We start from the raw sequence: 17392 nt of genomic DNA, 5'->3' as shown, positions 1-17392 counted from the left end.
AATAAAACTATATCATAATTTTGTGTTTTAAGCAAGGTACTAGTCATTGAACTCTTTTAGAACAAGGATAATTGGTTTTTTTCGGCCATACCCTTTAAACATCCTTGACTGTCTAGGTACTCCAATACAGTTTTGGAAATCCTGCTTCGTTCCCTAAGATCTTCTTTTGACAGAAACTCTCCATCTTCACGAGCCTTTACTATGTTCAAAGCAGCGTTTGTTCCAAGTCCATCTACTGCATTAAAAGGAGGTATTAAAGTATCTCCATCGACAATAAATTCTGTAGCACTTGACTTGTATAAGTCAACCTGTTGTAATCCAATACCACGTTCATGCATTTCTAAGGCGATTTCCAATACAGTCATTAAACTTTTTTCTTTAGGACTAGCATCATTTCCCTTATAAGCAATTTCAGCAACACGTTCACGTATTGCACTCGATCCTTTAACCATTGAAATCAAGTCAAAATCACCCGCACGTACTGTAAAGTATGCTGCGTAAAAGAAAATAGGGTGATGGACCTTGAAGTAGGCTATACGAACAGCCATTAATACATATGCTGCCGCGTGGGCCTTTGGAAACATATACTTTATTTTTTTGCATGAGTCAATATACCAATCAGGCACGCCATGTTTTTTCATCTCGGTTATCCATTCATCTTGAAGACCTTTACCTTTACGGACAAATTCCATTATTTTAAATGCGAGCGAAGCATCCAGACCTTTATGCATAAGGTACACCATGATATCGTCACGACACCCAATAACATCTGGCAGCGTACAAATACCATCGTTTATAAGTTCCTGTGCATTACCAAGCCATACATCTGTCCCATGAGATAGTCCTGAAATGATAACGAGTTCTGCGAACGTCTTTGGCTTTGTATCTTCGAGCATTTGTCTAACAAATTTAGTGCCGAATTCGGGAACACCTAAAGTTCCGGTTTTACAATTAATTTGTTCTTCTGTAACACCAATTGACTCTGTTCCAGAAAATAACTTCATTACTCCGTCGTCATCTGTTGGGATTGTTTTTGGATCAATACCACTTAAATCCTGAAGCATACGTATAACAGTCGGATCATCATGCCCAAGAATATCTAGTTTGAGTAAATTGTCATGGATGGAATGAAAATCAAAATGCGTTGTTTTCCATTCACTATTTCGATCATCTGCCGGGAACTGAATAGGCGTAAAATCATATATTTCTTTGTCGTCAGGTACAACAATAATGCCACCTGGATGCTGTCCAGTAGTTCTTTTCACCCCTGTACATCCCTGGACCAATCTGTCAACTTCAGCATTCTTATAGACTAACTGTTTGTCAGAAGCATATCCCTTAACATATCCATAGGCTGTTTTCTCAGCTATCGTTCCAATAGTTCCAGCCCGAAATACGTTGTCTTCCCCAAACAATTCTTTTGTATAATTATGTGCTTTCGGTTGGTATTCACCAGAAAAGTTTAAGTCAATATCCGGAACTTTATCTCCTTTAAAACCTAAAAACGTTTCAAATGGAATATCCTGACCATCTTTATTTAACTCGATATCACAAGTAGGACACGATTTATCGGGAAGGTCATATCCACTTCCAGCAGACCCATCAGTAATGAATTCATAATAGTGGCATTTCCCACAAACATAATGGGGTGGCAAAGGATTAACTTCTGTTATTTCTGTCATGGTTGCTACAAATGAAGAACCAACAGAACCCCTGGAACCAACCAAATATCCTTCATCCAGTGATTTTTTCACTAGTTTATGTGAAATGAGATAAATAACAGCAAATCCATGTCCAATAATGCTGTTCAATTCTTTTTCAAGTCGTTCAACTACCAGGTCAGGCAGTTTTTCCCCATAAATAAATTTTGCACGATTATAGCTTAAATCGCGAATTTCTTGATCTGCACCTTCAATAGTCGGAGTATATAATTCATCTTTAACAGGTGAAATTTCTTCAATAGAATCAGCTAATTTGTTCGTATTTGTAACTACAATCTCTTCTTTTGTCTGGTCATTTAAAAAATGAAAACAATCTATCATTTCATTTGTTGTCCTAAATGGTGTATCCGGTAACGTTTGTCTTGCTAATGGATTACCATTTTGTGAAGAAATTAATATTTGTCTGTACAACTTTTCATGCTCATTAATATAATGAACGTTTCCTGTTGCTACAACAAGCTTATCCATTCGTTTACCCAAGTCCACCAGGTTAGAAATGATATCATAAAGCTGTGCTTCATTTTCAACAAGCTCTTTTTCAATTAAGTGAGCATAGTTAGCAGGTGGCTGTACTTCAATATAGTCATAAAATTCAGCGACCTTCTCAGCTTCCTCTTTTGATTTTTGCATCATTGTTTCAAAGACTTCACCCTTGTCACAAGCAGAACCTACAAGGATCCCCTCACGGAGTTTCTGCAGCTTGGATCTTGGAATTCTCGGTACACGGTAAAAATAATCAATATGTGCATGAGAGACTAATTTATAGATGTTTTTTAATCCTTCTTGGTTTTTAGCAAGTAAAATACAATGCTGAGGACGGGAACGCTGATATGCATTTCCTTCTCCCATGTGATTATTTAGGTGATTATGATTTGTTATTTCCACTTCTAAAAGATCCTGAACTAGTTTCCATAGCAAATAGCTTGTTGCTTCAGCATCATAAATTGCACGGTGATGTTGGGTTAACTCGATATCCAACTTTTTACAGAGCGTATTTAAGCGGTGATTCTTTAGTTCTGGAAATAAAAATCGGGCAAGTTCTAGTGTATCTATAACTGGATTCGTTGCTTTAGCATGATTAATTTTTTTGTATCCTTCATTTAGGAACCCCATGTCAAAGCTTGCGTTGTGGGCAACTAAAATGTCATCGTCTTGTATCCATTTTTTGAAGTCAAGTAAGACATCGCCTATTTCCGGCGCATTAACGACCATATCATCTGTAATTCCTGTTAAATTAATCGTTGTTTCGGATAACTTATGATGTGGATTAGCGAAGGATTCAAAACGATCAATGATCTCCCCATTTTTAATTTTTACCCCAGCTAACTCAATAATGGTATCGTAAACTGCTGATAAACCAGTAGTCTCAACGTCAAACACTACATAAGTTGCATCTTCTAATTGTATATCATGCTCGTTATATGCAATTGGCACACCATCATCTACTAAATTTGCTTCAACACCATAAATGATTTTAATGTCATTTTTCTGGCCAGCAGCATGTGCATCAGGGTATGCCTGCACTCCTGCGTGATCTGTAATCGCAACAGCTTTATGCCCCCATTTTGCAGCTTGTTCTACCAATCGAGTTGGTGATATAACAGCATCCATCTGACTCATGGTAGTATGAGCATGTAATTCTACACGCTTTTTGTCTTCAGGTGCCTCATCTTTCTTTTGATTAACTTTCACTTCCAGAATATCATTCGCCATCATCGCAAGTTCATTTGTATACATGTCTGTTTGTATACTCCCTCTAGCTTTGACCCACATACCCTTTTTCAGCTGTTCGAACTTTTGAACATCTTCGTCATTCTTCGAAAACATTTTTATTTGTAATGAATCAGTATAGTCTGTAGCTTTAGCAATCAACAAACTACGACCTGAACGCAATTTACGGATATCAACAAAGAAAACGTATCCTTGGACAGTAACACGACGTTCCTCATCCTGAATCAATTCCATTTCCATCGGTTCATCAGGGATACCATAGCCAATAGAAAAAGGTTTACCATTATCTTTATCTAAAATGTTTTTCTCGCGTTTTTCCTTCTCTATAACAGTTTTCAAAATGATTTCCTGGTCCTCTTTAGCTTTTTGATTACGGAAATCCTGTAAATCTTTATCTTCAGTTTTAACGTTAATTTCTAATTGATAAGAACGGCTCCCTACTTTGCCACAATACGTTTTAAATGCAGTTTCCAGTCTCTTTCTTAAGGCAGCTGCTTCAGCCTCATTCCGAGCAGTAATAGATAGTTTATTACTTTGAACAGTTGGAATCTGGTTATGAATCAAATCCTTATAAGCTGGAGAAATATTTGTTATAGATTGTAAAAAATTCTGCCAATAATCACAGATGTATGTGTCAGTCTCATCTTTATTTTCTGTGTATATTGTCCAATCAACCTGTGCAATCTGGCTGAAGGAATCTTTTAGCTTTGTTGTTAAAACCTGGTAAACCCCAAAGGGCAGCATACTGTTGATTTGAATATGAAAGTGCCATTTTTTCACTTGCTTATATACCTCTAAACGAATTAATTGACTATCTTTAAAATAAGTAGAAATTTCATTTTCAGATAGTTCTAATTGCTTTAATAATACTTCCATTTTTTCAGTTTTTGATATATCCATTTTCGCTTCCCCCATACTTGCGCAAATAAAGGTTAGAATTGCTGGCTTTTCGCCAAGCCTCAGTTGCACTTATGTAGTAAGGAAAGTTTTTATACTTTCCTTACTACTAAATTCAAGGTTTGAGAACCCTTGTCTACTAGACAAGGGTTCTCATTTGCTTTACTATAAGCCTGCTTTGCCCTACTCCTATAAGAACAATCGTTGAATATCATTCCATGTAACAACTATCATTAATAACATTAATAACGCAAAACCAATAAAGTGAACAACCCCTTCTTTTTGTGGGTCTATTGGTTTTCCACGAACAGCTTCAATACCTACAAACAGTAAACGTCCACCGTCAAGTGCAGGTAATGGCACCATGTTCACGATACCTAAATTAATGCTCAATATTGCAGTCCACATTAAGAAGTTCATGAAACCGGTCTGTACAACTTGATCAGTTGCATCATAAATACCTACTGGTCCTGATAGCATATCAATTGATAACTGGCCAGTAACTAACATACCTAAATTAGTTAAAATAAGTTTTGTTATATCGTAAGTTTGGGTGAAACTGTATTGGATTGTTTGAACAATAGACTTTTCAAACGCTTGCCCGACACCAATTTGGCCGATAGTTCCTCCTTGAGCTTCAATCTCACGTGGAACAACTGTGATAGCCACAATTTCTCCATCACGTTCAACTTCCAACGACAGAGATTCTTCAGGATTATCACGAATTATTTTTGTAAACTCTTCCCAGGTGCTTACTGAGTTACCTTCAACCTGGACTATTTCATCTCCTGATTGAAATCCTGCCTCTGATGCTGGGCTATTAGGTTGAATCTCGTCAAGTAAGGCCCTTTCAGTAGGCACACCCTGAATAAAACCTAATATCAGAAAGATAAATATGGCAAGGATGAAGTTCATCATCGGGCCAGCAAACAATTGCATTGCCCGTTGACCGATACTTTTAGAAGCAAATTGTCGGTCATAAGGTGCTATCTGTGTTTCTTTTTCATCCATTACGAAAAATGCTTTTGGGTCTACTTCAAATCTTAATCGTTCTTCTTCGTCAATCTCAAAACCTTCAATGATTAAGTCGAGATCGAGATCTGCACGTTCTACCTCAATTACACGAGCATTAGGGTGCTTAGATTTATTATTCACAATTATTTTATTAACTTTTCCCTTGTTATTAAACTCAATACCGATATGATGTCCTGGTTTAAGTTCTACAATTTCCGGATCCTCACCGGCAACACGAACATATCCACCAACAGGAAGTAATCGGATTGTATATACAGTCTCATTTTTGGTAAAAGCAAATATTTTCGGGCCAAATCCAATTGCAAATTCACGCGCTAACATTCCAGAACGTTTTGCAAATATTAAGTGACCTAACTCATGAATGAACACGAGTAAACCAAACATAAAAATAAACGCAATAACTGTGGTCAACTACAGCACCTTCCTTTTGATAAAACTATTTAACACCTAATACTACCTTATACTACATGCCCATTCAACTTTTTTAAATCGGTTCTTCAATTAAAAAAACGAATGAAATGCAGCAGTGGTAAAACAAATAATAAACTGTCTAATCTGTCCAACATCCCACCATGACCAGGTAGTATGTCCCCTGAATCTTTTACACCATAGTGACGCTTAAAAGCAGATTCAACTAAATCCCCAATTTGACCAAAAATGGATACAAGAATGGTTACAGCTATAACAATTACTAGAGAATGCGGAAAAGGTGTAACTATATGGTATATGACTCCCACAATAATTGAGATTAGTATACCACCTAGTGCACCTTCAATAGTCTTATTAGGACTAATCATAGGCCATAATTTCTTTTTTCCTATTGCCCGTCCAAAAAAATAAGCCCCTGAGTCTGTTGCCCAAATAACCAATAATACATAAAATATATTCATTAACCCTACTAGTTCCTTACCATCTCTTGTCTCCATTAGATAGAAGAATCCCATTCCCACATAAACGGTTGCTAACATGATGAATCCAGCATCTTCAAATGTAAATTTATTCTTTAATAAAACGGTATAAGACAATAACAGCATAGCAAATAACATAACAATTTCTGTTTTAGATAGCCACAATACATCCTCACCATAATGTGATGGCAGTATTAAAAACCATAAAATAATAATAGACATAATCGCTGGAATAGAGTATTTACCCACTTTTCTCATACGTAATAGTTCAATTAATGCTATTGTTGCCATGAAGTAAACAAAAATTTCAAATGGTAATCCGCCAATAACGATAAATGGTATAAAAATAGCTAATGCCAATATAGCTGTCTGTATTCGTTGCTTCATCTTTTGTTCAACACCTCAAATGCCTCCATAGCGTCTCTTCCTCTGTTGATAATCATGAAGAGCCTTTTTAAAAATTTCTTCACTAAAATCTGGCCATAATACATCGGTAAACCAAAATTCTGCATAAGCTAATTGCCAAAGCAAAAAATTACTTAATCGCTGTTCACCGCTTGTTCGTATTAACAAATCAGGGTCAGATAACCCTTGTGTATACAAATATTCGGAAAAAATTTCTTCATCCAACTGATCAATTGTTAACTCTGTTTCTTCAATGTCTGTGTAGACCTGTTTAATCGCACGCATTATTTCAAATCTACTTCCATAGTTTAAAGCAAAGTTTAATAATAATCCATCATTATCCTTCGTTTGTTCTTTTGCATTTTGAATTGCTTCTTTTGTATGGATCGGTAGTCCGTCAAACTCACCAATTGTATCGATTCTTACATTTTTTTCAATTAGTTCGGGCAAGTAGGTATGTAAAAATTCTTTAGGTAATTTCATAAGAAATTCTACTTCAGATTTTGGCCGTTTCCAGTTTTCTGTTGAAAAGGCATATAACGTCAGGATTTCTACCTTATAATACGTTGCAGCCTTAACAATTTCCTTTACTACATTCATGCCTTCTTTATGACCAGCAATTCTGGGAAGTCCTCGTTTTTTGGCCCAACGACCATTTCCGTCCATAATTATAGCAACATGTCTAGGTATATTTGTTTCTTCCACCTTAAATGAATCATCTGTTACTTTTTTTGTTCTAAAAAAAGGGAATTTCATTGACATAATTTGTCCTCCGAATACGATTGATTGTGTATATACAATCCTTTCCATTTTCATCAATATGTCGGATAAAAGAATTATATGATTGTTATAGTTATATATGATAAGTTTCCATTATATCACGATTATCCATTATTTATTATACCGATTTAGTAAAAAAACAAAAACCCCCTAAATTAGGGGGCATTATCATGTTGTTAGCAATTTATGTCAAACTTCCATAATTTCTTTTTCTTTATTCTTAGCTACTTGATCAACTTCATTTATGTTGTGATCTGTTGCTTTTTGTACGTTATCTTGCGCACCGCGTAGCTCATCTTCCGTTAGGTCACCATTTTTTTCAGCCTTTTTAAGCTGATCATTAGATTCACGGCGAATATTTCTAACCTGTACACGCGCTTCTTCCGCATATTTCCCAACAACTTTAACTAAATCTTTACGGCGCTCTTCAGTTAGTGAAGGAATAGCTATGCGAATAATGTTTCCGTCACTTGATGGTGAAATTCCTAAATCTGCTTTCTGAATTGCTTTTTCAATCTCACCGATCGATGTTTTGTCATAAGGCGTAATGAGTAACATCCTTGCTTCTGGAGCAGAAATAGTAGCCAACTGATTCAATGGTGTGGAAGCACCATAATAATCAACATACACACTATCAAGTAATGATGGATTAGCTCTTCCTGCTCTAACTGTTGCTAAGTTTTTTGAGAATGCTTGTACAGCTTGTGTCATTTTTTCTCGTGTGTGATTCAAAATTGCATCAGACATTATTATTTCCCCCTTATTGTTGTACCAATTACTTCACCTTGTACAACACGTTTAATATTACCTTCTTCTGATATAGAAAATACCACTAACGGAATATCATTGTCCATACAAAGTGATGATGCTGTGGAATCCATAACACCTAAACCTTCATTTATCATATCTAAATACGAAAGATTTTCGTATTTTGTCGCTTCTTTATTTAGTTTAGGATCATCAGTATATACCCCATCAACATTATTCTTAGCCATTAATATCACTTCTGCTTCGATTTCAGCTGCCCTGAGTGCAGCTGTTGTATCAGTAGAAAAATAGGGATTCCCAGTTCCAGCTGCAAATATTACAACACGTTTCTTTTCTAGATGACGAATTGCTTTTCTGCGGATGTATGGTTCAGCAACCTGACGCATTTCAATCGAAGTCTGAACCCTGGTTTGTATACCTATGTTTTCCAGGCTATCTTGTAATGCAAGAGAATTCATGACTGTTGCAAGCATACCCATATAATCTGCATTGGCACGATCCATACCCATTTCACTTCCGACTTTACCTCTCCAGATGTTGCCTCCACCTACAACTACTGCAACTTCAACACCTAAATCGGCAACATCCTTTATTTGTTCTGCTATAGACTGAACAACTTTTGGATCTAGCCCATATCCTTGGTCTCCGCTTAATGCTTCGCCACTTAATTTTAATACTATTCTACTGTAACGAGCTGTCATAATAACCTCCACAGAAATTTAATTAATTATATTATACATTTATTTTTGAGAAAAAAGGGAACATCAAATGCCCCCTGTTTCATCGACTTATTTATTATTTATTTGATTTCTAACTTCTTCTGCAAAGTTATCTTCTCTTTTTTCCATTCCTTCGCCTACTTCATAACGAACAAATGATTTAACTGTTGCATTCTTATCTGCTACAAACTTTTTAACCTTTTGATCAGGATCTTTTACAAAGCTCTGTTCCAATAGACAGATATCTTCAAAGAATTTTCCTAAGCGGCCTTCAACCATTTTTTCAACAATGTTTTCAGGCTTTCCTTCGTTCAATGCTTGTGTTTTTAATACTTCACGTTCACGATTAACTTCACTTTCAGAAACTGCATCACGTGAGATATGAAGTGGATTTGCTGCAGCAACATGCATTGCAACATCTTTAGCAACTTGCGCGTCTGTAGTACCTTCAAGTAGTGTTAAAACACCAATACGTCCACCCATATGAAGGTATGAACCGAATGAATCATTATCAGTTTTTGTCACAATAGCAAAACGGCGTAATGAAATCTTTTCACCAATTTTCGCGATAACAGAATTAATGTACGTTTCTACGTTATTTCCTTCACTATCTAATTCTTGTTGAAGTGCTTCTTCAACTGTTGCTGGTTTGTTTACAATAATGTGACTACCTAGTTTAGTCAAAAGTGATTTGAACTGATCATTTTTAGTAACAAAGTCTGTTTCACAGTTAACTTCTAATAAAACAGCGGTGTTGTTGTCGACTTCTACATGTGTCAAGCCTTCAGCAGCGATTCGATCTGACTTTTTCGCGGCTTTTGCTACACCTTTTTCGCGTAAATAATCAATTGCTTGCTCAATATTGCCATCAGTTTCTGTTAGTGCTTTTTTACAATCCATCATTCCAGCGCCAGTTTTCTCACGTAATTCCTTTACCATTTGTGCAGTAATTGCCATTATTAAATCCTCCTTAAAAATCTTTCATAAGTATTTGTTTTCTTGAAGTAAAATGCCTAAGTATTAGGTTCTTTAAAAAAGGTGATAAAAGGCTTATCCTCTTATCACCTAATCTTCTCATTACTATTCTTTGTCTGCTTCTACAGCTTCTGTAGATTCTTCAGCTTCTTCTTCGTTTGCAATTCTTTCTGCTTCTTCACTTTGTTTTACTTCAATGATAGCGTCTGCCATTTTAGAAGTTAAAAGTTTTACTGCACGAATTGCATCGTCATTTGCTGGGATAACATAATCAATTTCATCTGGATCACAGTTTGTATCTACAATACCGATGATTGGAATGTTTAATTTATGTGCTTCAGCGATCGCAATGCGTTCTTTGCGTGGATCAATCACGAACATTGCGTCCGGAATTCTTTTCATTTCCTTAATACCACCAAGAAACTTCATTAGTCGATCTTTTTCTTTTAGTAAGTTTACCACTTCTTTTTTAGGAAGTACGTCAAACGTTCCATCTTCTTCCATACGCTCGATATTTTTCAAACGAGTGATACGTTTACGGATTGTTTGAAAGTTTGTTAGTGTTCCACCTAACCAACGTTGGTTTACAAAGAACATACCTGAACGAATTGCTTCATCACGAACAGAGTCCTGAGCTTGCTTTTTAGTTCCTACAAAAAGAACTGTACCGCCGTTAGCTGCGATTTCTTTTACATATTTGTATGCTTCATCAACCTTTTTAACTGTTTTTTGCAGGTCGATAATGTAGATGCCGTTACGCTCCGTAAAGATGTATTTTTTCATCTTTGGGTTCCAACGACGAGTCTGATGACCAAAATGTACACCAGCCTCAAGTAATTGCTTCATAGAAATTACTGACATAATAAATTCCTCCTATTGGTTTTTTTCCTCCGTTTGCGTCTTTTTTATATAAGGACCACGTACTTAGGCACCTCTTACATAAATCGACAAACGTGTGTGATATGTGTTCACAAGTACAATTATAGTATTTGCACCATCAATTAATATATCATAAGTAATTCATGCTATCAAGTACTAATGCTATTTTTTTGTATGCAATTTTACAATTAAGTCTACTTCAGTTTTCCCGCTATTGGTTTTTCGAGCAATTTCTTCTATGGACATGCCTTGGTCATGCATTTGAAGTACTTTGGCATGCGTTGACGTTTCATATAGTACATCATCTCCAACTTCAGGTGTTGAATATACCTTTTCATCTGCATTTTTCACAACTCTTTTAGTGGTTTCTAGATCCTTATCTGTTTCAACGTTTTGTTTTTCTTGTGGTTTATCTGTTAATGTTTCTTCTAATCTTCTATTTTCCAGTTTTATATCCTCTAAATACGTTTCAAAGAGATCCATCATGTCTTTAGATGGAATTTCTTGTTTTGGTAACTGTACTTGTTTATACAGTTGATAGAGTGCAAGAAATGTTACAATGTGTAATAAAAAGCTGATAATTAATAAAAATGATACCATAAAATCCCTTCTATCCTTTAAAATCTATACTCTTTCCTAAATATGGGTGTTGATCCGTCGGTGAGCCACTGTCTTTAGGTTTGCCGTTAGAATGTTCTTGTATGTCATCATTAGACTGATTTTGATCGTTAAATGTTTTAATATGCGAAGTTTCTTCAGAATTAGCAACCCGCTTACGGTTCAGATCACTTTGCTTTAGTTGTTTATCAGCTAAAGCATCTTGAAGATACTGGCTCTGTTTCATCATCTGTTCCTGCATTTTGCCAGCATCCTGTGTACGTGGTAGTGCGACCTGCATTTCTATCGATTTCCAACTCAATAGAACCACATCCTTCACTTAAAATTGTCATTGCTGAAATAACAATATTACTTTAATTAAAATCACCTGCATGATGCTGGAAATCTGCCATATGTATTCAAAGCTACATCTTAGCTAATGTATTTCTTAGTTTAAAAATAGCTTTTTTATGTATTTGCGAGATTCTTGATGTTGTCAACTCTAGTACTTGTCCAATTTCAGTCAACGTAAGTTCTTCATTATAAAACAGACTAATTACCATTTGTTCATTTTCATTTAGTGATTTAATACTTGTTACTAATTCTTTTTTTATCTCTTTAGTTAGTAAATGTCCATCAGGTGAAACCGACGTATCATTATCTGTGATTGAATATCCAATACCCTCTTTATGATCATTAAAGCCATCTTTTGGCTTCTCCTCTATTGACAAGACATTAGCAAAAAGGGAATCCATAGTATTCGTTTCAACTTCTAATGCAGTCATGTTCAATTCCTTTGCAATTTCACTAGAAGAAGGTTTGCGTTGATATTTTTGCTCCAAATATTGGGATACCTGCTCAATTTTCTTTGTTTTCTCACGAATGGATCTAGGAAGCCAATCTTCTTTCCTAAGTCCATCTATAATAGCTCCCCTAATTCTGAAAGAGGCATACGTGTCAAACTTCAAATCTCTACTAGTTTCAAATTTCTTAAGCGCATCGTACAACCCCAATAATCCAAAGCTTTTCAGATCATCTTTACTAACATTTTTAGGTAGATGACTTGCAATTCGTTCCACATGAAAATTTACTAGGTACAGGTAGTTTTTTATTAGCTCATTAGCTGAATCGGAGTCTTGATCAGACAACCATTTGTCCCACAGCTCCTTCTCTAGAGGAGAGTTATCTGTATTCATATTATGTGCTCCTCCCTTAGTCTGGAATTAAAAGAAACCTATATAAAAGTTTCTCCCTTGTGAACGGTTCGTACCTTTAGTTTACCTGAATTCGGATCAAATTCAATTGTTCTCCCGCAATTTCCTCCTACATCAGAAGAAATTATTGGTATTTTGTGCTCACTCAATTTTTCTTCAACTGCTTCCACGTTTCTAGGACCGATCCGCATCATATTGGATGAGGTGGCGAATTGAAACATTTGTGATCCTCCAGCTAATTTTGCCTGCAAAGACTTTTTTTGGACCCCTAAAGAATATAATTGATTTACTAAACTATCAATCGCTGTATCAGCATACTTATAAATATTGATATTGTCCTTCTTGCCTATTGCTGAATCTGGTAACATGACATGGGCTAATCCCCCAATCTTCTTACGCAAATCATAAATAACTACCCCAACACAGGATCCTAATCCTGAAGTACGTACGACGTCCGGAGCCTTAACCAACTTTAAATCGGCTATCCCTACTTTTATAACAGTTTGTATTTCATTCATAATCGTCAATTCCTAGTGATTTAAATATTTGGTCAAAAGAGTCTGGGTCCGGTAGCAAAAAGAACTTACCATTCACACCGCTTGAAGATTCTGTTTCATTAATAGTTGTATCAATGATAATGGCATAATCCATAATTTGAGAAAACTCCAATAACCCCGCAGTCAATATTGCTCCTGCCATATCAATACTTAAAGATGGTACAGAAGGTTGCATATTAATTGAGGTGAAATCGGAAAGCGCTGTTAAATAAGATCCTGCTAATATATTACCAACTTCCTGAAGAGCTGATATAGCAAGTTCGCTTGGCGGTTCCGCATTAAAAATTCTAAACTCCCGGTCGGATGTTATTTGACCAACAAGATTTTCAGCCTCTTCAGCAGTTAATAGGAAAAATACAGTTCCTGGTGCATTCCCCTGTACACGGATCATGATTGCTACAATTAAATTTTCAGGACCACCTATTATATCCATTACATCGTCAAACGGGATAATTTTGACAGCTGGCACATGCATATCTATTTTCTTGTTTAAAAGCTTTGACAATGAAGTGGCAGCATTTCCCGCACCAATATTGCCAATTTCTCGTAAAACGTCCATTTGAACACTAGTTAAACCATTGGTAAAATCCATATTCCCCTAACCTTCCACGTTTTGTAGTACTTCCATTTCATGCTGCGATAGGACCTTTTGTAAATCCAACAAAATTAATAACCGATTATCTAATTTAGCTACACCCTCAATATAATCCACATCAACAGTTCCTACTACTTCTGGAGGTGGTTCAATACTACTCTCAGGTATGTCTATTACATCGTTGGCAGCATCTACGATTAACCCAACTTCCAGATCATTCATATAAACAATTATTATTCTGGTTGATTCCTGAAAGGCAACTGGTTCAACTCCAAAGCGAATACGAAGATCAATGATGGGTGTAACAACACCACGAAGATTGATGACACCTTTTACAAAGTTTGCAGTTTGTGGAACCCGGGTTATCGGTTGCATTCGTTCAATCGAACCTACTTGTGTGACAGATACGGCATATTCTTCTTCATTAAGCTGAAAGACGATTACTTTTTTATCCAAATTCGTTTGGTTTTCCATTTTTATTCCTCCTTATGTAACTTCCTATTTCACTAAAGCATTACTATCGATAATTAAAGCTACCTGACCATCCCCAAGTATTGTTGCCCCCGAAATGGCAAAAACATTGGTTAAATAGTTACCTAGTGACTTTAACACTACTTCCTGTTGACCAATGAATGAATCCACAACTAATCCTGCTGATTTATTACCTTTTTTTACAATTACGATAGATAGATAGTCAGAATCAGTTGTATTTTTTTTATTCTCAACATCAAAAATGTCATTTAAAAATGCCAGTGGTACAACCTTCCCACGAAAATCAATAACTTTTTTATTATGGGCTTGCATAATTTGATCTTTATGGATTATCGCCGTCTCTATAATAGATGATAATGGGATTGCATATTTCTCTTCACTTAATTCTACTAACAGAACGGACATAATTGATAGAGTCAACGGTAATTGAACAGAGAAAGTAGATCCTTGTCCTAGAGTTGCATCAATTGTAATACTTCCACCGAGTGACTCTATTGTGTTCTTAACGACATCTAATCCAACACCACGACCAGATATATCCGAAATTGTGTCTGCTGTTGAGAAACCACTTGCCATAATAAGTTCATAAACCTGTTGTTCCGTTAAAGTTTCTACCTGGGCCTCAGCAATTACCCCATTCGAAATAGCTTTGTTTAAAACCTTATCTTTATCAATGCCCGCACCATCATCGGAAATTTCGATAAATACATGATTCCCACTATGGTATGCCTGTAATTTAACTGTTCCTTTTTCAGGCTTTCCTTTTTCTTTTCGAGTACTTGGAATTTCAATCCCGTGATCCATTGCATTTCGTATTAAGTGAACTAGAGGGTCACCAATTTCGTCAATTACCGTACGGTCCAATTCTGTTTCAGCACCAACAATTTCAACGTCTACATCTTTGCCAAGATCACGTGCTAGTTGTCGTATCATTCTTGGAAAACGACTGAAAACCTGATCAACGGGGACCATACGCATAGTCAATATGATACTCTGCAAATCACTTGATACTCGAGACATTCTTTCAACAGTTTCCTGTAAGTCATTATTGTTTAACTCTGACGAAATCTGTTCTAACCTTCCACGATCAATTACCAATTCTTCAAATAAATTCATTAAAACATCTAATCGCTCAATATTAACTCGAATTGTCTTACTAGAAGTTCTTTTATTATTGTTTGTGGCAGGTTCACTTTTGTTTTCTACTGTCGCACTCGTCTGTTTTTGTTCGGCAACTATTTCGGAAGGTGTTATTTGCTGCTTTTCCTTATAAGCTTTGACTGAAAATGAATTTACAATTACATTTTCGATTTCTGAAACCTTGTTAATATTTGCTTCTATATCTGTTTTGCTGCTTTCAGATATGAATAATACACTGAATGAATATTCGAAATTCTCTTCTTCCAACTCATTAACAGGGGGATCAGCTTTAATTACTTCACCCAATTTTTCAAGGACCTCAAAAATCATGAACACCCTCGCACCCTTTAGAAGACAATCTTCCCTTAAGTGGACAGTAATTTCATAATTTGTATATCCTCTTTCTGCTGATTCATTTAAAATAGAGAGTTCAAATTCATCTAAGGTTGAGATGGATTGAAGTGAATTAACTACTTCCGTCGGTTCTATATAAGACTGTTCTGAATCGGTGATATCCTGGTCATCATGTTCCACTTTTTTTAAAATAGAAACAATCTGCTTAACATCACGTTCTCCTTTCCCTCCATCTCTAATATTTTCAACCATAGCATTTAAATGATCTACTGCTTCAAATAAAGCATCCATAGTTTCCGTTTTAATTGAAATTTTATCATACCTAATACCATCGAAAACGTTTTCCAGTTGATGTGTTAAATTTGCCAAATCACTAAACCCCATTGTGGCAGACATACCTTTAAGTGTATGGGCAGATCTAAAAATTTCACCTATAATTGATTTTTCCTTAGGATTTTTTTCTAGAGCTAACAAGTGTTTGTATAGGGCCTCAAGGTGTTCATTACTTTCATCTATAAATACATCTAAGTATTGCGTTGTATCCATCTTACATCCCCCTTGGTTTTTTAATTAAATTGGAAATTGTATGTCCGACCTGATGTAGATGTACAATATGATTAACTGTATTAGTTTTTATAGCTGCCTTAGGCATTCCATATACAATTGATGATTCTTCATTTTCTGCAACAACAACCGTGCTTGAATCTTTTTCCTTAAGGCGTTGCAGTCCTTTTGAACCATCATTTCCCATCCCTGTTAAAAGAACTGCTATTTTGTTTACATTAGGTATTTCGGCTAATGATTCAAATAAAACATCTACGGATGGCCGATGACCACTGCGTTCCGCTTCTTTTGATAATTCAACAGCAAAAGATGTACCCATTTTTCTTATCTTTAAATGAAAATCACCAGGAGCTATATAAACAGTTGATTTTTGAATGATTTCTCCATGTGTTGCTTCTTTAATATGTATTTTGGTTAGGGTATTTAATCGATCTGCAAGAGACTTTGTAAAACCTGGTGGCATATGTTGAACAATTACAATCGGGGTTGTAAAGTCATCTGGTAAATCTGTCAATACACGTTGCAGTGCTCTTGGACCGCCTGTAGAAGTCCCGATTGCAACAATAGTCTGAGCATGGGAATTTTTAAACGTTTGATTAACTGCTGTTTTAAAGTCTACATCTTCTGTACTCTTTGGATGCTTTGAGACTTTTACATTCGCTGCAGCAATTACCTTCTTAATTAATTCTTCCTTGATTTTGTCAATATCAAGTGATATAGAACCAGAAGGTTTTTGGATGAAATCAACTGCACCGTTTGAAATAGCTTGTATCGTTTTAGTTGATCCTTCCTTCGTAATACTTGAGAGCATAATAACCGGAATGGGATTCGTATCCATAATATTTTTCAAAGTCGCAATACCGTCCATCACAGGCATTTCTACATCTAATGTAACAACATGAGGTGACAACTCTTTTATCTTTTTTAAACCGTCTTCACCATTTCTTGCTGTTCCTACAACTTCTATTTGTTCGTTACTAGATAGTAAATCGGTTATCATCTTCCGCATAAATGCCGAATCATCTATTACTAAAACACGCGTTTGCGTTTTGTACATATCT

Annotated in this window: 16 protein-coding genes; all 16 read right to left on the bottom strand. The window is 35.8% G+C overall.

Annotation, left to right across the window (positions count from 1 at the left end):
- Nucleotides 1–56 precede the first annotated feature (56 nt).
- The gene (locus tag ACOI1D_RS01665) at nt 57–4352 is read right to left on the bottom strand and encodes a PolC-type DNA polymerase III (protein ID WP_422498710.1); all 4296 of its coding nucleotides are present in this window, start codon (nt 4350–4352) and stop codon (nt 57–59) included.
- 186 nt (nt 4353–4538) lie between these two features.
- The gene (rseP, locus tag ACOI1D_RS01660; protein WP_422498708.1) at nt 4539–5795 is read right to left on the bottom strand and encodes an RIP metalloprotease RseP; all 1257 of its coding nucleotides are present in this window, start codon (nt 5793–5795) and stop codon (nt 4539–4541) included.
- A gap of 86 nt (nt 5796–5881) precedes the next feature.
- Nucleotides 5882–6679: a phosphatidate cytidylyltransferase gene (locus tag ACOI1D_RS01655; RefSeq protein ID WP_422498706.1), complete on the bottom strand. Its 798-nt coding sequence runs from the start codon at nt 6677–6679 to the stop codon at nt 5882–5884.
- A 15-nt stretch (nt 6680–6694) separates the two neighbouring features.
- Nucleotides 6695–7459 (bottom strand): isoprenyl transferase, encoded by a 765-nt coding sequence (locus ACOI1D_RS01650; protein ID WP_422498703.1) that lies wholly within the window; start codon nt 7457–7459, stop codon nt 6695–6697.
- A 207-nt stretch (nt 7460–7666) separates the two neighbouring features.
- Nucleotides 7667–8224: a ribosome recycling factor gene (gene frr / locus ACOI1D_RS01645; protein WP_422498701.1), complete on the bottom strand. Its 558-nt coding sequence runs from the start codon at nt 8222–8224 to the stop codon at nt 7667–7669.
- A 2-nt stretch (nt 8225–8226) separates the two neighbouring features.
- Nucleotides 8227–8949 carry a UMP kinase gene (pyrH, locus tag ACOI1D_RS01640; RefSeq protein WP_422498776.1) on the bottom strand — a complete coding sequence of 241 codons (723 nt, stop codon included), beginning with the start codon at nt 8947–8949 and terminating at the stop codon, nt 8227–8229.
- Nucleotides 8950–9033: 84 nt separating this feature from the next.
- The gene (gene tsf / locus ACOI1D_RS01635; RefSeq protein WP_422498699.1) at nt 9034–9921 is read right to left on the bottom strand and encodes a translation elongation factor Ts; all 888 of its coding nucleotides are present in this window, start codon (nt 9919–9921) and stop codon (nt 9034–9036) included.
- A gap of 123 nt (nt 9922–10044) precedes the next feature.
- Nucleotides 10045–10800, bottom strand: a complete 756-nt coding sequence (rpsB, locus tag ACOI1D_RS01630) for a 30S ribosomal protein S2 (protein ID WP_422498697.1) — start codon at nt 10798–10800, stop codon at nt 10045–10047.
- Nucleotides 10801–10980: 180 nt separating this feature from the next.
- Nucleotides 10981–11418, bottom strand: coding sequence for a DUF6115 domain-containing protein (locus tag ACOI1D_RS01625; RefSeq protein WP_422498695.1), 438 nt, complete (start codon nt 11416–11418; stop codon nt 10981–10983).
- Nucleotides 11419–11428: 10 nt separating this feature from the next.
- The gene (locus ACOI1D_RS01620) at nt 11429–11737 is read right to left on the bottom strand and encodes a hypothetical protein (protein WP_422498693.1); all 309 of its coding nucleotides are present in this window, start codon (nt 11735–11737) and stop codon (nt 11429–11431) included.
- 103 nt (nt 11738–11840) lie between these two features.
- A complete protein-coding gene (locus ACOI1D_RS01615) occupies nt 11841–12611 on the bottom strand; it encodes a FliA/WhiG family RNA polymerase sigma factor (protein ID WP_422498691.1) in 771 nt (256 codons plus the stop codon).
- 38 nt (nt 12612–12649) lie between these two features.
- Nucleotides 12650–13147, bottom strand: coding sequence for a chemotaxis protein CheD (locus ACOI1D_RS01610; RefSeq protein WP_422498689.1), 498 nt, complete (start codon nt 13145–13147; stop codon nt 12650–12652).
- Nucleotides 13140–13778 carry a chemotaxis protein CheC gene (locus ACOI1D_RS01605; protein WP_422498687.1) on the bottom strand — a complete coding sequence of 213 codons (639 nt, stop codon included), beginning with the start codon at nt 13776–13778 and terminating at the stop codon, nt 13140–13142. Before ACOI1D_RS01605 ends, ACOI1D_RS01610 begins: the two co-directional genes overlap by 8 nt.
- Before the next feature lie 6 nt (nt 13779–13784).
- Nucleotides 13785–14255, bottom strand: coding sequence for a chemotaxis protein CheW (locus tag ACOI1D_RS01600; protein WP_422498685.1), 471 nt, complete (start codon nt 14253–14255; stop codon nt 13785–13787).
- Nucleotides 14256–14279: 24 nt separating this feature from the next.
- A complete protein-coding gene (locus tag ACOI1D_RS01595) occupies nt 14280–16313 on the bottom strand; it encodes a chemotaxis protein CheA (protein ID WP_422498682.1) in 2034 nt (677 codons plus the stop codon).
- 1 nt (nt 16314) lies between these two features.
- Nucleotides 16315–17388, bottom strand: a complete 1074-nt coding sequence (locus ACOI1D_RS01590) for a protein-glutamate methylesterase/protein-glutamine glutaminase (RefSeq protein ID WP_422498680.1) — start codon at nt 17386–17388, stop codon at nt 16315–16317.
- Nucleotides 17389–17392 lie beyond the last annotated feature (4 nt).

The sequence above is a fragment of the Virgibacillus sp. DJP39 genome (genome assembly GCF_049310925.1).
Classification (GTDB): domain Bacteria; phylum Bacillota; class Bacilli; order Bacillales; family Amphibacillaceae; genus Virgibacillus_F.
This window is presented reverse-complemented; position numbering and strand designations above follow the sequence as displayed.

Excerpts from the sequence above, each read along its gene's own strand:
- ACOI1D_RS01600 (WP_422498685.1), bottom strand. The coding sequence starts at position 14,255 with ATGGAAAACCAAACGAATTTGGATAAAAAAGTAATCGTCTTTCAGCTT.
- ACOI1D_RS01625 (WP_422498695.1), bottom strand. The coding sequence starts at position 11,418 with ATGGTATCATTTTTATTAATTATCAGCTTTTTATTACACATTGTAACA.
- ACOI1D_RS01595 (WP_422498682.1), bottom strand. The coding sequence starts at position 16,313 with ATGGATACAACGCAATACTTAGATGTATTTATAGATGAAAGTAATGAA.
- ACOI1D_RS01605 (WP_422498687.1), bottom strand. The coding sequence starts at position 13,778 with ATGGATTTTACCAATGGTTTAACTAGTGTTCAAATGGACGTTTTACGA.
- ACOI1D_RS01615 (WP_422498691.1), bottom strand. The coding sequence starts at position 12,611 with ATGAATACAGATAACTCTCCTCTAGAGAAGGAGCTGTGGGACAAATGG.
- ACOI1D_RS01665 (WP_422498710.1), bottom strand. The coding sequence starts at position 4,352 with ATGGATATATCAAAAACTGAAAAAATGGAAGTATTATTAAAGCAATTA.
- ACOI1D_RS01655 (WP_422498706.1), bottom strand. The coding sequence starts at position 6,679 with ATGAAGCAACGAATACAGACAGCTATATTGGCATTAGCTATTTTTATA.
- tsf (WP_422498699.1), bottom strand. The coding sequence starts at position 9,921 with ATGGCAATTACTGCACAAATGGTAAAGGAATTACGTGAGAAAACTGGC.
- ACOI1D_RS01590 (WP_422498680.1), bottom strand. The coding sequence starts at position 17,388 with ATGTACAAAACGCAAACGCGTGTTTTAGTAATAGATGATTCGGCATTT.
- frr (WP_422498701.1), bottom strand. The coding sequence starts at position 8,224 with ATGTCTGATGCAATTTTGAATCACACACGAGAAAAAATGACACAAGCT.
- rpsB (WP_422498697.1), bottom strand. The coding sequence starts at position 10,800 with ATGTCAGTAATTTCTATGAAGCAATTACTTGAGGCTGGTGTACATTTT.
- ACOI1D_RS01650 (WP_422498703.1), bottom strand. The coding sequence starts at position 7,459 with ATGTCAATGAAATTCCCTTTTTTTAGAACAAAAAAAGTAACAGATGAT.
- ACOI1D_RS01610 (WP_422498689.1), bottom strand. The coding sequence starts at position 13,147 with ATGAATGAAATACAAACTGTTATAAAAGTAGGGATAGCCGATTTAAAG.